13 protein-coding genes are annotated in these 14586 nt (G+C 32.0%); 8 read left to right on the top strand and 5 right to left on the bottom strand.

Annotated features, from left to right (window positions below):
* Positions 1-70 precede the first annotated feature (70 nt).
* Complete coding sequence (locus ACFQ1O_RS14070) at positions 71-1393, top strand: mannosyltransferase (RefSeq protein ID WP_377717011.1); 1323 nt, start codon at positions 71-73, stop codon at positions 1391-1393.
* Positions 1394-1426: 33 nt separating this feature from the next.
* On the opposite strand, the gene ACFQ1O_RS14075 is transcribed toward ACFQ1O_RS14070, so the two are convergent.
* Positions 1427-2230 carry a pseudouridine synthase gene (locus tag ACFQ1O_RS14075; RefSeq protein ID WP_377717013.1) on the bottom strand — a complete coding sequence of 268 codons (804 nt, stop codon included), beginning with the start codon at positions 2228-2230 and terminating at the stop codon, positions 1427-1429.
* Between the two features lie 281 nt (positions 2231-2511).
* On the opposite strand from ACFQ1O_RS14075, the gene ACFQ1O_RS14080 reads away from it, so the two are divergent.
* The 4 genes from ACFQ1O_RS14080 (at position 2512) to ACFQ1O_RS14095 (ending at position 6311) form a co-directional block, all read left to right on the top strand.
* Complete coding sequence (locus tag ACFQ1O_RS14080) at positions 2512-3315, top strand: TerC family protein (RefSeq protein WP_377717015.1); 804 nt, start codon at positions 2512-2514, stop codon at positions 3313-3315.
* Positions 3308-4024: a tRNA1(Val) (adenine(37)-N6)-methyltransferase gene (locus ACFQ1O_RS14085; RefSeq protein WP_377717017.1), complete on the top strand. Its 717-nt coding sequence runs from the start codon at positions 3308-3310 to the stop codon at positions 4022-4024. Before ACFQ1O_RS14080 ends, ACFQ1O_RS14085 begins: the two co-directional genes overlap by 8 nt.
* Before the next feature lie 129 nt (positions 4025-4153).
* Complete coding sequence (locus ACFQ1O_RS14090; RefSeq protein ID WP_377717020.1) at positions 4154-5332, top strand: acyl-CoA dehydrogenase family protein; 1179 nt, start codon at positions 4154-4156, stop codon at positions 5330-5332.
* An 85-nt stretch (positions 5333-5417) separates the two neighbouring features.
* A complete protein-coding gene (locus ACFQ1O_RS14095) occupies positions 5418-6311 on the top strand; it encodes a serine/threonine protein phosphatase (RefSeq protein ID WP_377717022.1) in 894 nt (297 codons plus the stop codon).
* 53 nt (positions 6312-6364) lie between these two features.
* Here the strand turns inward: ACFQ1O_RS14095 and odhB are convergent, their stop codons facing one another.
* Both odhB and ACFQ1O_RS14105 read right to left on the bottom strand, forming a co-directional pair.
* The gene (gene odhB, locus ACFQ1O_RS14100) at positions 6365-7576 is read right to left on the bottom strand and encodes a 2-oxoglutarate dehydrogenase complex dihydrolipoyllysine-residue succinyltransferase (protein WP_377717024.1); all 1212 of its coding nucleotides are present in this window, start codon (positions 7574-7576) and stop codon (positions 6365-6367) included.
* 41 nt (positions 7577-7617) lie between these two features.
* Complete coding sequence (locus ACFQ1O_RS14105) at positions 7618-10371, bottom strand: 2-oxoglutarate dehydrogenase E1 component (protein ID WP_377717026.1); 2754 nt, start codon at positions 10369-10371, stop codon at positions 7618-7620.
* Between the two features lie 216 nt (positions 10372-10587).
* Between ACFQ1O_RS14105 and ACFQ1O_RS14110 the strand changes: the two genes are divergently transcribed.
* A complete protein-coding gene (locus ACFQ1O_RS14110; RefSeq protein ID WP_377717028.1) occupies positions 10588-11139 on the top strand; it encodes an alpha-ketoglutarate decarboxylase in 552 nt (183 codons plus the stop codon).
* Here ACFQ1O_RS14110 and ACFQ1O_RS14115 read toward each other — a convergent pair.
* Together ACFQ1O_RS14115 and ACFQ1O_RS14120 are read right to left on the bottom strand one after the other, a co-directional pair.
* Entirely contained in the window at positions 11123-11464 is a 342-nt protein-coding gene (locus ACFQ1O_RS14115) for a hypothetical protein (protein WP_377717031.1), read from the bottom strand. The genes ACFQ1O_RS14110 and ACFQ1O_RS14115 overlap by 17 nt on opposite strands.
* Before the next feature lie 6 nt (positions 11465-11470).
* A complete protein-coding gene (locus ACFQ1O_RS14120; protein ID WP_377717491.1) occupies positions 11471-12448 on the bottom strand; it encodes a polyprenyl synthetase family protein in 978 nt (325 codons plus the stop codon).
* A 177-nt stretch (positions 12449-12625) separates the two neighbouring features.
* Here ACFQ1O_RS14120 and ACFQ1O_RS14125 point away from each other — a divergent pair, with 177 nt between their 5' ends.
* Complete coding sequence (locus ACFQ1O_RS14125) at positions 12626-13210, top strand: TetR/AcrR family transcriptional regulator (protein ID WP_377717033.1); 585 nt, start codon at positions 12626-12628, stop codon at positions 13208-13210.
* Positions 13211-13243: 33 nt separating this feature from the next.
* Positions 13244-14563: a TolC family protein gene (locus ACFQ1O_RS14130; protein WP_377717035.1), complete on the top strand. Its 1320-nt coding sequence runs from the start codon at positions 13244-13246 to the stop codon at positions 14561-14563.
* Positions 14564-14586 lie beyond the last annotated feature (23 nt).

Below are 14586 nucleotides of genomic sequence, written 5' to 3' on the forward strand. Positions count from 1 at the left end.
TTATTAATTAAAACTCGAAGGTTCTCCTTCGAGTTTTTTTATGTTTAATTTTACTACTTTAGCTTTGTTTATGATTCATTATTTAAAAAAACACAAAACAATTACTTTAAGCATAATAACTAGTGTAATTATTTTTTGCTTTTTTGCTTACCAATTAGAACGAAGGAATTTCTATGAATTAATATTTTCATTTTCATTTTTATTCGGATTATTTTTATACCAATTCAACAAAATAAGCTCTTGGAAATTATTAGTATTTATAGCTATTGCGTTTAGATTAATATTCCTATTTGCTATTCCTAATTTATCTCAAGATTTTTATCGATTTATATGGGACGGTCGAATGTTATTAAATGGGCTCAATCCGTATTTATATTTACCACAAGATTTTATCTTAGGAAATTACATTATTCCCAATCAAGCAAATGAACTTGTAAACGGAATGCAAGAATTAAATGCTAGTCATTATAGTAATTACCCTCCTCTTAACCAGCTATGTTTTTTAATAGCAGCTCTGCTTTTTAATAATAATATTCTAGGTAGCATTATAGTTATGAGAGTCTTACTAATAGTAGCAGATATTGGCATATTATATATTGGAAAGAAATTACTTATAAGCTTAAACCTTAACCCTAAGTTTATTTTCTTTTATCTTCTCAATCCATTTATTATTATTGAATTAATAGGTAACTTACACTTTGAAGGATTCATGATTTTCTTCTTATTATGGGGTATATACTTATTCCAAAAAGGAAAATGGAAAATTGCAGCTTTACTAATTGCTTGTTCTATTAGTATCAAACTTCTTCCATTATTATTTCTACCTTTATTTTTCTCTAGGTTAAAAATAAATGAATTGATAACGTTTTACTCCGTAATTGGTGGGCTAACTATAATTTTCTTCATCCCTTTTTTATCAGAGGAGCTTATACATAATTATTCAAAATCTATAGGTTTATGGTTTGGTCAATTTGAATTTAATGGTAGTTTTCACAATCTCATTAAATATATAGGCAAACAATTTGATGTGATTAACATAACTAAAATCTTAGGTAAAACAACCCCAATACTAGTTTTTGTATATGTAATCTACCTAAGCCTTAAAAGGAAAATAGAAAACACAATTACACTTATTTCTTTTATGGTATTAACCCTAAGTTTTTATTTGTTTACTACTGCTACTGTTCACCCATGGTATGTAGCTATGTTATTAGCTCTTTCTATATTTACAAAATATCGTTTTCCGTTAGTTTGGAGTTTTAGTATTATGCTTAGTTATTCTTTCTACCGAGATGAAAATTTCTCCAACAATTATTTATTATTATTTTTAGAATATGCAATCGTATTTGGTTATATGATGTATGAATTTACCACAAAAAAAAATCCCGCATAAGCAGGATTCTTCTTGGTTATTATAAGCTTAAAATTATTTAAAGTGTTTTAAATTTATCACTTCTTGCTCTGTTAAATGGCGCCATCTTCCTCTTGCGATATCCTTTTTGGTTAGTTCACCAATCATCACACAATCTAGCTTTAATATATCGTAATTTAACTTTTCAAAAATAGTTCTTAATACACTATTTCCTATATTTAAAATACTAATACCAACTTCTTTTTTAGGTGCTCCTTTTATATAACTAGCTTCAACTACAGTTATCTTTTTTCCGTCTACGGTTATTCCTTCTTGAATTTGTTTTAAATCTTCTTGTTTTAGGTTTTTATCTAGTTCAACATGAAATAAACGCTTCACTCCTGTTTTAGAGTTTGTAAACTTTTGTGTTAACTCATCGTCATTCGTACATAAAATTAACCCAGTTGAGTTCCTTCCTAATCTTCCAATAGGTTTAATTCTAGAATTCGTAGAGTTAGCTACTAAATCCATTACAGTTCTTCCCTTAGCGTCACTTGTAGTTGTGGCAAACCCTTTAGGTTTATTTAATAAAACATAAGCCTTTTTTTCTGGGTTAATTCTTGCACCATCAAAACGAACTTCATCATCTAATTTTACTTTATACCCCATTTCAGTTACTACCTTGCCATTTACAGTAACACTTCCTATAGAAATATGCATATCTGCCTCTCTACGAGAGCACATACCCGAATTAGCTATATATTTATTTAAACGTACTTCGTTCGAATTTTTATTAGGCTTAGGCTTGTTTGCCGAAGCGTTTTTCTTTGGTCCTTTCGTAAAGGGTCTTTTCCCTTTTTCTTGTCTTTCTCTTGACATAGCTTAAAAATTTTCGGCAAAGATACAGCTAAATATTCTAGATTATTCATTAATTCACTATCAAAATACCCTTGTTATGAAGTATTTACACCTCTTACTCCCTTTAAATTTTATCTTCTTACTCTTATATGAGTCAGTTAGCATCAATAAGCTCTATTAAAAACAATAATCTTTTCTTGGCTTTTAGAACAATATTAAAAACCTATATATAACTTATTTACACCATGGTGACTTGTTATCTATAATAGAATAATTATCTTCGTTTGTCAAACTTCATAATCATGACTGAATTATTATCATTAGATAGCCTTTTTACTTTATTAATGCTTGTTTTACTTCAAGCTGTTTTAGGTTTTGACAACCTATTATATATTTCTTTGGAGTCTAAAAAAGCTCCTATAGAAAAACAAAGTTTTGTTAGAAAAATGGGAGTAGGACTTGCTATTGTTTTACGCATAGTTTTACTATTTGCTCTAATGTCTTTAATTCAATATTTCCAGAATCCTTTTTTAAGCACCCATAATGACATTATAGCTTTTAATTTCAATGTTCACAGTTTAATTGTTCTTCTTGGAGGTGTTTTTATTATCTATACAGCCATAAAAGAAATATGGCACATGATGCTAATAAAAGAACATGAAGAAACAGAAAAGAAAAAAATGTCAATTAACACTGTAATCACTTGGATCGTTATCATGAACTTGGTGTTTTCTTTTGATTCTATTTTAAGCGCAATGGCTTTAACAAGTCATATGGAGTATACAAGCCAACTAACATTAATGACTATTGCTATTATTTTAGGTGGTGTTTTAATGATTGTAATGGCAGATAAAGTGTCTAAATTCTTGCAAAAAAATAGAATGTACGAAGTATTAGGCCTGTTCATATTACTAATTGTGGGTATCATGTTACTTACAGAAGGTGGACACTTAGCTCATTTACATTTGTTTGGTAATGAAATTACACCTATGAGTAAAACCACTTTTTACTTTATAATTATCACTTTAGTCCTAATTGATCTAGTACAAGGCAGGTATCAAAAAAAGTTATTAGCCCAAAAACACAAGAGAGAAACTAATGAATAAACCTTTTCAATTTAAAGAATTTACTGTTCATCAAGATCAATGCGCTATGAAGATAGGCACTGATGGTGTATTACTAGGTGCCTGGGCAACACTTAACCATTCTCCTAATAGCATTCTTGATATCGGTACAGGAACAGGTATAATTGCCTTACAATTAGCACAAAGAAGCAATGCTGAAATAGTAGATGCCCTAGAAATAGACGATAAAACTTACGAACAAGCCATGAGTAATTTTGAAATATCACCATGGGGCGATCGACTTTTTTGCTATCATGCTTCTTTTTTAGAGTTTGCATCAGAAATTGAAGACGAATACGATTTAATTGTATCTAATCCGCCTTTTTATTCAGAGAACTACAAAACTAATAACGAACAACGCGATTTAGCTCGTTTTGCTGATGCTTTACCGTTTGATCATTTATTAGCCGGAACAGCTAAGTTACTTTCCGAAAACGGAAAAGCCTGCTTTATCATTCCTTTCTCAGAAGAAAAAAAGTTTATTACCATAGCGTCACAATTCAACCTACATACCAATACAATTACGAGAGTTAGAGGTAATTTAACGAGTGAAATTAAACGTAGTTTACTAGAGTTATCTTGTACCCCCTCTCGCTCAGTCATTGAAACAGAACTTGTAATTGAAATTAGCAGACATCAATACACTACAGAATACATCAATTTAGTGAAAGACTTTTACTTAAAAATGTAAATAAACTTGTTAGGTTTTTATCCTATTCAAGTTGTTTTGTTACAATTCATTACATACATTTGTTAACCTAGTTTAAACAACCTCTTTTGTAAAAGACTATACTTTTACATAAAAACTTAAAATAAACACATGAAACAAGATTTATTTCAAGCTCCAGATTACTATCAATTAGACGAGCTTTTATCAGAAGAACATAAGTTAGTTAGAGATGCTGCCCGTGAATGGGTAAAGAGAGATGTATCTCCAATCATAGAAGATTACGCTCAAAAAGCCGAATTCCCAACTCAAATAGTTGACGGACTAGCTAGCATTGGTGCTTTTGGACCTTATATTCCTGAAGAGTACGGTGGAGCTGGTTTAGATCAGATTTCATACGGTTTAATTATGCAAGAAATTGAAAGAGGAGATTCTGGAGTTCGTTCTACAGCATCTGTTCAATCTTCTTTAGTAATGTACCCAATATGGAAATACGGAAACGAAGAACAACGTCAAAAATATTTACCAAAATTAGCTTCAGGCGAATGGATTGGTTGTTTTGGTTTAACTGAACCTGACCACGGATCTAATCCAGGAGGTATGGTTACCAATTATAAAGATATGGGAGACCATTACTTATTAAACGGTGCTAAAATGTGGATTTCTAATGCTCCTTTTGCACAAGTAGCTGTAGTTTGGGCTAAGAATGAAGAAGGAAGAATTCACGGACTAATTGTAGAAAGAGGAATGGAAGGGTTCTCTACTCCTGAGACTCACGGAAAATGGTCGTTAAGAGCTTCTGCCACAGGCGAATTAATTTTTGACAACGTAAAAGTCCCTAAAGAAAACTTATTACCTAATAAATCTGGATTAGGAGCACCATTAGGCTGCTTAGATTCTGCACGTTACGGTATTGCTTGGGGAGCTATTGGAGCTGCTATGGATTGTTATGATACTGCTTTACGTTATAGTAAAGAAAGAATTCAATTTGGTAAGCCAATTGGAGGTTTTCAGTTGATGCAAAAAAAATTAGCTGAAATGATTACCGAAATCACAAAAGCTCAATTATTAACTTGGCGTTTAGGAGTTTTACGCAACGAAGGTAAAGCTACTTCTGCTCAAATATCTATGGCAAAGCGTAATAACGTAGCTATGGCCAAAGAAATTGCTAGCGAAGCTAGACAAATGTTAGGAGGAATGGGGATTACTGGAGAATATTCTATTATGCGTCATATGATGAACTTAGAATCTGTAATTACATATGAAGGTACTCACGACATTCATTTATTAATTACTGGTTTAGATGTTACAGGATTAAACGCTTTTAAATAATATTTAAAAGCTATAATAATAAAAAAGCCTCTCACATTTTGAGAGGCTTTTTTATATCTTTATTCCTAATCTAACAAAACCAATTATGTCCTCTAAAAAAAGACTTACTAGAGCATACAAACAGGCAAAAGTAGTAGAGTTTTCTAAAGACGATAAATTCATCTTATTTAGTGATTGTCACAGAGGTGATAATAGTTTTGCAGATGATTTTGCTAGAAATAGAAATATTTACTTTCATGCTTTATCACATTATTTTGAAAATGGTTATCAATACTGTGAATTAGGTGACGGAGATGAACTATGGGAGAACATCTCTTTTAAATCTATATTTGAAGCCCATAAAAATATTTTTTTATTACTTAAAAAATTCCACTTAGAAAAACGGTTACATCTTATTTGGGGGAATCACGACATGGTTTACAAGAACCCTAAATATGTTACAAGACACCTATCTAATTACTTCGACCCTAAAACTGGAAAAGACACTACGTTATTTTTAGGTTTACAATATGAAGAAGCAATTATTTTAAGAAATAGCGAAACCTGTCAAGAATTATTTTTAACTCATGGTCACCAAGCAGATTGGTGGAATTATTTATTCTGGAAATGGAGTCGTTTTTTTGTTAGATTTTTATGGAAACCATTGCAAGTAATGGGTATATCAGATCCTACAAGCCCTGCCAAGAACTACAAAGAATTGATAAAAATAGAACGCAAAATCAAAAAATGGATTCATGAGAATAAAAATATAATCACTATAGTAGGACATACACATAGACCTCGGTTTCCTGAACCTAAAGAGATTCCTTTTTTTAACGATGGTAGCTGTGTTCACCCACGAAGCATAACTGGAATTGAAATTAAAAACTGTGAAATTAGCTTGATAAAATGGTATATAGACACAAAAAAAGACGGAACTCTACAAATTAAAAGAGAAATCTTAGAAGGTCCTCGAAACATTGAAGCATATAAAAATTAAAAAAGCTCGAATTAAATTCGAGCTTTTTTAGTCTTTATATGTTATGATAATTATTACAATTCTAAAGCCTTCTTAACATCTCCTCCCATTAGTAACTCTACTGGGTTTTCTAACGCCTCTTTAACTGCAACTAAAAAACCAACAGACTCACGTCCGTCAATAATTCTATGATCATAAGACAATGCCAAATACATCATTGGTCGTATCACCACTTCTCCATCTACAGCAACTGGTCTTTCAATAATATTGTGCATTCCTAAAATACCAGACTGAGGAGGGTTGATAATTGGAGTAGATAACATAGATCCAAACACCCCTCCATTAGAAATTGTAAATGTACCTCCTGTCATTTCATCAACTGTAATTTTACCATCTCTAGCTCTTAAAGCTAATCTTTTAATCTCAGATTCTATTCCTCTAAAGGTTAACGACTCTGCATTACGCATTACTGGAACCATTAATCCTTTAGGTCCTGATACTGCAATAGAAATGTCGCAAAAATCATATGTAATCATTTCTTTACCATCTATCATAGAGTTAACATCTGGATACAACTCTAATGCTCTAGTAACTGCTTTTGTAAAGAAAGACATAAATCCAAGTCCTACACCATGCTTAGCTTTAAACTCTTCTTTATATTGCTTTCTCAAGTCGAAAATAGGTTTCATATCAGCTTCGTTAAACGTTGTTAACATAGCTGTAGTATTTTTAGCTTCAACTAAACGCTCTGCTACTTTACGACGCAGCATAGACATTTTTTTACGCCCTGTACTTCTTACTCCACCAGTTGGAGTTCCCATAGAAGGCACTGCTTTTATAGCATCTTCTTTTGTAATTCTTCCGTCACGACCTGTTCCAGAAACCTCATTAGCAGCAATACCTTTTTCGTCTAAAATCTTTTTAGCTGCAGGAGCTGCAGTACCTGTTGCGTATGTTGTATTGGCTGCAGGAGCTGCTTTAGGAGCTTCAGCTTTTTTCTCTTCTGCTTTAGGAGCTTCTTTTTTAGCTTCTCCTTCAGCAGGTGCTTCTGCACTTGTGTCTATTAAACAAACTACTTCACCTACAGCAACAGCATCACCTTCTTCTGCTTTAAGCGTAATAATACCGCTCATTTCTGCTGGTAATTCTAAAGTTGCTTTGTCTGAATCTACTTCAGCAATGGCTTGATCTTTCTCTACATAATCACCATCTTCTACTAACCATTCTGCAATTTCTACTTCTGTAATTGATTCCCCTGGTGAAGGAACTTTCATTTCTAAAATCATGATATATAATTTTTAGTCTGTTTTTTAATTTTTGTGTGTTGTTATTTTTTAGGTGCGTTAAATACACTCTCTATTACTCGTTGGTGTCTAGCTTTAGACCTTGTTGAACTACCAGCTGCTGGTGCACTATAAGCTTTTCTAGAAGCCAAACGTAGTTTAACCGATTCAAAGTTCATTAAGATATAACCCCAAGCCCCCATGTTTTTAGGCTCTTCTTGTGCCCAAACATAATCGGTAGCATTAGGATAACTAGCTATTATATCATCTAATTGCTTTTGTGGTAATGGGAATAACTGCTCTACTCTTACAAAAGCAATATCCTCTCTACCTAACTCAGTACGTTTTTCAACTAACTCGTAGTAAATCTTTCCAGTACAGAAAACTAACGATGTTACTTTTTTCTTATCTACACTAGCATCGTCTATTACTTCTTGGAATTTACCTTTAGCTAACTCATCTATAGTAGATACCGCTTCTGGCAAACGCAATAAACGTTTAGGAGTAAATACTATTAATGGTTTTCTAAAGTTCCATTTCATTTGTCTTCTTAACAAGTGAAAGAAGTTGGCTGGTGTAGTACAGTCTGCTACTATCATATTGTGGTTAGAACACAGTTGTAAATAACGTTCCATACGTGCAGATGAGTGTTCAGAACCCTGAAATTCATAACCATGGGGTAACAGCATCACCAATCCGTTTTGTGTTTTCCACTTATCTTCTGCAGCAGAAATATACTGGTCTAACATAATTTGAGCTCCATTACTAAAGTCTCCAAATTGTGCTTCCCATATTGTTAAGGTTTTAGGGCTAGCCATTGCATAACCATAATCGAAACCTACAACTCCATATTCTGATAATAATGAATTGTAAATATGGAAATAACCATCTAAACCTAAAGTGTTATGTAAATTAATTTCTTCTACATCGTCTTCTGTTTTCACTATAGCATGTCGATGAGAGAAGGTACCTCTTTCTACATCTTGACCAGTTATACGAACATCAAATCCTTCTTCCATTAAACTACCGTAAGCTAATAGCTCACCCATAGCCCAATCTAACTGATTATACAACTTGTATTCTTTATCAAAATAACGCGCATAGCGGTCTGCTATAATACGCTCAATTTTTCTGATAAACTTCTTGCCATCAGGTAGTTGGGTTATCCCTTTAGCTATTTTATCTAATTTTTTAACATCGTAGGTAGTGTCTACTTCAGCTAAAATATCATCCAATTTTCCAATTTCATAACCATCCCAATCATCGGCCATAATTTCGGTAATAACTGTTTTATCGTGCTTTCTAGAAGCTTCTAATCCAACTTCTAAATCTGCTTTGTATTCTTTTTCTATTTGCTTTACATGCCCTTCTTCTATAACCCCAGCAGCTTTCAACTTATCTGCATAAATATCTCTAGGATTAGGATGCTTAGCAATAGCTTTGTATAGTTTTGGTTGCGTAAATTTTGGTTCATCTCCTTCATTGTGTCCATATTTACGATAACCTAACAAGTCAATAAATACATCTCGACCAAATTTCATTCTAAATTCTAGTGCAAAGGTGAAAGCATGACAAACGGCTTCTACGTCATCTGCATTAACATGCAATACTGGTGACAATGTTACTTTACCTATATCTGTACAATAGGTACTTGAACGAGCGTCTAGGTAATTTGTAGTAAATCCAACTTGGTTATTAACTACAACGTGAATAGTACCACCTACTTTGTAACCATCTAATTGAGCCATTTGAATCACCTCATAAACTACACCTTGACCAGCAATAGCTGCATCTCCGTGTACTAAAATTGGTAAAATAGCTTTTTCATCGCCATTTAAGTGATTATCTAATTTTGCGCGAGTAATACCTTCTACTACGGCATTAACTGTTTCTAAATGAGATGGGTTTGGTGCTAAATCCATTCTAACTTTAGCTCCAGAGTCTGCCTCTCTAAAAGAAGTCCACCCCATATGATACTTTACATCTCCGTCAAATAACTCATCTTCATCATATTCTTTGCTATCAAACTCCGAAAAAATATCTTCTGCATTTTTACCAAAAATATTAGCTAGCACATTTAAACGACCACGGTGAGCCATACCCATTACAAACTGCTTCACTCCCATTCTAGAAGCTTTCTCCATTAGAGTGTCTAGACCAGGTATTAATGATTCATTCCCTTCTACAGAAAAACGTTTCTGACCTACATATTTTGAATGTAAAAAGGTTTCGAATGAAACAGCTTGATTTAACTTTTTAAGTATATGCTTCTTTTCATCTGCAGAATATGCTGGGTGATTATCGTTTACGTTTAACCAATCTTGAATCCACTTAATCTCTTCTGGTTTACGAATATACATATACTCAATACCAATAGCATCACAATAAATAGCTTCTAGATGTTTTATTATTTCTGCTAATGTTGTTCTTCCCAAACCAAGTATTGACCCTGCATCAAAACTTTCATTTAAATCAGATTGAGAAAGACCAAAATTTTCTAATGCTAATGTTGGAGCATACTTTCTTCGTTCACGAACCGGATTGGTTTTAGTGAACAAATGCCCCCTTGTTCTATAGCCATCTATTAACTTAACAACTTGAAATTCTTTCTGAACATTTTCTGGTATAACAACTGAGTTAACTTCTCCATTTAATCCTGATTCTTCTGCTCCAAAGTCGTACCCTTGAAAAAAGGCTCTCCAACTTGGTTCTACACTATCTGGGCTAACTAAATATTGATCATATAACTCAGCAAAGTATGCTGTATGTGCTGCATTTAAAAAGGAAAATCTATCCATTATGTCTTCTATTACCGCTTGGGTGACTATTTTATTAAAACACCAAAAACAAAAAAGTTTAAGGGGTTATTTTGTGTTGTTTTTTTAACTCTTAATTCCCTTATTCTACCAAAAGAATAAACAGGAAACAAAAATCGACCAAAAATACAATAAATCAGCTAAACAACCAGTTCATTTTTATATATTTATCTTACTATATAGAAATTTTAAACTATTATGAATAAGCCTGTTATTTTTAAAACAAAATATTTCACATTCGCAATATTTCTACTTCTTTTTTCCACTTTTGTAAATGCGCAAACGGAAAACCCTCAAATTACTCAAAAACAAAAATCAGATTTTTGGGACAATGTTCGTTATGGAGGTGGAATTGGTTTAAATTTTGGCAGTGGATTCACTAATTTAACCTTAGCTCCTAGTGCAATTTATTCGTTTAGTAAGCAATTTGCAATGGGGCCAGCAATAAATTTTAATTATTCAAACCGTAAAAACGACTTTGATGCTACAGTTATTGGTGCTAGCATTTTAAGTCTATACCAGCCCATAGATCAAATACAATTATCTGTTGAATTTGAAGAAAACAATGTAAATTTTAAAGATAAGATTAACGACAGCTCTCTAAACTATTGGTATTCGGCTTTGTACATAGGTGGAGGGTATAATATCAGCGATTTTGGAGCAATTGGCGTTAGGTATGATGTGTTATATAATGATGAAAAAAGCATTTATGGTTCGGCTTTAATGCCATTTGTTAGAGTTTATTTCTAAACCACACCTTTTGCCATTCTCTTTGAAGAACTAATAAAGTTACTAACTCTACATATTCGTCTATTGTTTCTGTCGTAATGGATGTAATTTTCTTTTCTGAAACGTCTATTTTATACAACAAGTTCTGATATGCAGCTACATCGCTCTTCAATAAATATTCTAAATTTTCACTCAGTATTCTTTTAAGCTGATTTGGTTCTGTATTTTCAGGAATAGCCTTATCTATAATACTTTCAAAGTCTTTATTTAACTGGCGAATCATCTGCAAATACAAACCATTACAAACGGAGTGCTTTATAATTTCATCAACAGACTTTAACTGCATATTTAATTAAACTGTTCTAAACATTAAACTTTCACCAAAATCTGCTAATACTTTTTTGCTATCTTCATCAACATCAATCAACTCTAGTACCTTAAAAGCATTATTAGTGAATTTTTCAATCGCATTTTGAGTTAGTTTAGCTGCTCCGCTATTAACAAATATCTGTTTTACCTCAATTACTTTCGTATCGTTATCTACACTACAGTTTTCTGAAAAATATTCATTCAGTTTAGCCAAATCTTTGTTATTTGCTTTTTCAATTGCTTTTATATATAAATAGGTTTTTTTATTTTCAATAATATCTCCTCCAACTTGCTTTCCGAAAGTTAATGGATCTCCAAAAGCATCTAAATAATCATCTTGCAACTGAAAAGCTATCCCTAGCAATCTTCCATAATCATAAATCAACTGCGCCTGATCTTTCGATGCTTTGGCAACAATAGCACCCATTTTCATGGCTGCCCCTACCAAAACAGCAGTTTTATATTCAATCATTTTTAAATACTCAACTTCTGTCACATCACTTCTCACCTCAAAATCAACATCATACTGTTGCCCCTCACACACCTCTAAAGCTGTTTTACTAAAAATTTGAGCTAACTGTTTAAATGTTTCTGTCTCATAATTTTCAAACAATTGATAGGCCAAAATTAACATGGCATCTCCTGATAAAATACCCGTATTAATATCCCACTTTTCATGCACCGTTTGTTTACCTCTTCTTAAGGGGGCATCATCCATAATATCGTCATGAACCAGAGAAAAATTATGAAATATTTCTACAGCTAAAGCTGCATCTAAAGCTTTTTCATGAGAGGCTCCAAACAACTCTGTGGTTAATAGAGTTAAAACAGGTCTTAACCTTTTTCCTCCCAACTGCAAAATATAATCAATGGGTTGATATAAATTTCTAGGTTCCCTCTGTATAGAAGTTTTTTCTAGATAAGCTAAAAATGATTCTCGGAACTGATCTACAGACAGCATATGTTTAAATTTTGACAAAAATAAACTATTTAAATATTACTACCTTATATCTTCTTCTAATTTAGCTTATCTCCATATTAACGAATGTTAAAAAAAAGTAAAACTTAGGAAACTTTTTATGTTTTTGAAGTTTCCTGTTGTATTTTTGCATACAAATTAATGATGGTATTTGCTTTTATGAGAGAAGAAATTTTAGAGAAAGCTGGAGAACTTTTTTTTAAAATAGGTTACAAAAGTGTAACAATGGATGATATTGCTAGTGAAATGGGAATATCAAAAAAAACTATTTATAAGTTTTTTAAGAATAAAGAAGTTTTAATAGAAGAAAGTGTCAACCTAATGCATGAAGCTTGCCATCAAGTTATAGACACAATAACATCTCAGGGACATAACCCTATAAAAGAAAATTTTGAAATTAAAAAAATGTTTAAAGAGATGTTTCAAAATGCTGACACCTCTCCTATTTATCAGCTAAAAAAGTATTACCCAAAAATCTACGACAGGGTAATGACTAAAGAAATGGTAGTTTTTCATGACTGTATTAAAAGCAATATAGAGAGAGGGATTGAGCAAGGTTTTTATAGAGATAATATAGATATAAACAATACTGTAAAGTTTTACTTTGCCTTAGTTTTTTATATACATGAGAACATGCCTATGAATGAAGTTCAAATAATAGAAATTCAGGCTTTAGAGTACCATACAAGAGCAATAGCTACAAACAAAGGTATTGACGAACTAAACAAACACCTAAATAATTAAAAATTAATTTACTAACTCATCAAGCAAAAACAGATGAAAAAACACTTTTTATATTTTTTAAGTTTTTTATTGCTTAACGTTTCTTATGCACAAGAAGAAAACCTTCAGATTTCTTTAGAAGAAGCTGTAAACTATGCAATAGAAAACAACAGAGTTGCAAAAAATGCAGCTTTAGATATCGAAGCCGCTAAAAAGCAAAAATGGGAAACGACAGCAATAGGTTTACCACAATTAAACGCAAAAATAGATTACCAGAATTGGCTTAAACAACAATTCGATGGAGTAGATTTTAATCAAGACGGAGTAATCGATTTTGGTGCTAAACAATCCATTAATGCAACAGCAACTCTTAGTCAAATGTTATTTGACGGGTCGTATTTAGTAGGTTTACAATCGGCAAAAGTGTTTTTAGAAATTTCTAAAAACGCTAAAGAAAAAACAGATTTAGAAATTAGAAAAGCCACTATTAATGCTTATAGTAATGTATTATTAGCAGAAGAGTCTTTAAACATCTACAACAACAATATTGATGTTTTAACTAAAAACCTAAACGAAACCCAAGAAATTTTTAATAACGGATTAACCGAAGAAGAAAGTGTAGAACAATTACAAATTACTCTTAAACAATTAGAAAATGGTAGAAACAATGCTATAAGGTTAAAAGATATTGCGTATGAGATGTTAAACATAACTCTTGGAACTAACCTAAACACCAATGTAAAGCTAACCAACAACTTAGAAGACTTAGCTATGAAGCATACAGACTTAGCCATCCTGTCTTCAAATAATAATGTTGAAGATAACATTGATTATAAAATTGCAGCTAATGATAAAAAATCTAAAGAACTGTTATTAAAATTAGAAAGAAGTAGAGCCTTACCTACTTTAAACGCGTTTGTTAATGGGTCTTATATTGGCAACAGTAACGATTTTGATTTCTTAGACAGAGAAAAACAATGGATCGGAACTTCTTTATTTGGAGTAAGTTTAAATGTCCCTATATTCAGCTCTGGACAGTCGGGGGCAAGAAAACAAAGAGCAAAGATCAATTTAGAAAAAGCAGAAAATAATTTAACTGAGACTGAACAAAAATTAAAGTTTCAAATCGATTCTGCAAAAAGTAATTATCAATTTGCTATTGAAAAACACAATACTTCTAAAGAAAATTTAGCCTTAGCTGAACGTATTGAAAAGAAAAATCAAACTAAATACTTTGAGGGAATTGCAACTAGTTTTGAGTTAAGACAAGCTCAACAACAACTATATAGTTCTCAACAAGAATACCTACAAGCTATGTTAGATGTTATTACCAACAAAGTAGAACTAGAAACCATATTAAATCAAACAAAATAGAATCAGCATTAAACTTATATAAA

It is taken from the genome of Pseudofulvibacter geojedonensis (assembly GCF_042675745.1).
GTDB lineage: Bacteria > Bacteroidota > Bacteroidia > Flavobacteriales > Flavobacteriaceae > Pseudofulvibacter > Pseudofulvibacter geojedonensis.

Coding starts and splice junctions, on each gene's coding strand:
- ACFQ1O_RS14070 (WP_377717011.1), top strand. CDS start 71: ATGATTCATTATTTAAAAAAACACAAAACAATTACTTTAAGCATAATA.
- ACFQ1O_RS14075 (WP_377717013.1), bottom strand. CDS start 2,230: ATGTCAAGAGAAAGACAAGAAAAAGGGAAAAGACCCTTTACGAAAGGA.
- ACFQ1O_RS14080 (WP_377717015.1), top strand. CDS start 2,512: ATGACTGAATTATTATCATTAGATAGCCTTTTTACTTTATTAATGCTT.
- ACFQ1O_RS14085 (WP_377717017.1), top strand. CDS start 3,308: ATGAATAAACCTTTTCAATTTAAAGAATTTACTGTTCATCAAGATCAA.
- ACFQ1O_RS14090 (WP_377717020.1), top strand. CDS start 4,154: ATGAAACAAGATTTATTTCAAGCTCCAGATTACTATCAATTAGACGAG.
- ACFQ1O_RS14095 (WP_377717022.1), top strand. CDS start 5,418: ATGTCCTCTAAAAAAAGACTTACTAGAGCATACAAACAGGCAAAAGTA.
- odhB (WP_377717024.1), bottom strand. CDS start 7,576: ATGATTTTAGAAATGAAAGTTCCTTCACCAGGGGAATCAATTACAGAA.
- ACFQ1O_RS14105 (WP_377717026.1), bottom strand. CDS start 10,371: ATGGATAGATTTTCCTTTTTAAATGCAGCACATACAGCATACTTTGCT.
- ACFQ1O_RS14110 (WP_377717028.1), top strand. CDS start 10,588: ATGAATAAGCCTGTTATTTTTAAAACAAAATATTTCACATTCGCAATA.
- ACFQ1O_RS14115 (WP_377717031.1), bottom strand. CDS start 11,464: ATGCAGTTAAAGTCTGTTGATGAAATTATAAAGCACTCCGTTTGTAAT.
- ACFQ1O_RS14120 (WP_377717491.1), bottom strand. CDS start 12,448: ATGCTGTCTGTAGATCAGTTCCGAGAATCATTTTTAGCTTATCTAGAA.
- ACFQ1O_RS14125 (WP_377717033.1), top strand. CDS start 12,626: ATGAGAGAAGAAATTTTAGAGAAAGCTGGAGAACTTTTTTTTAAAATA.
- ACFQ1O_RS14130 (WP_377717035.1), top strand. CDS start 13,244: ATGAAAAAACACTTTTTATATTTTTTAAGTTTTTTATTGCTTAACGTT.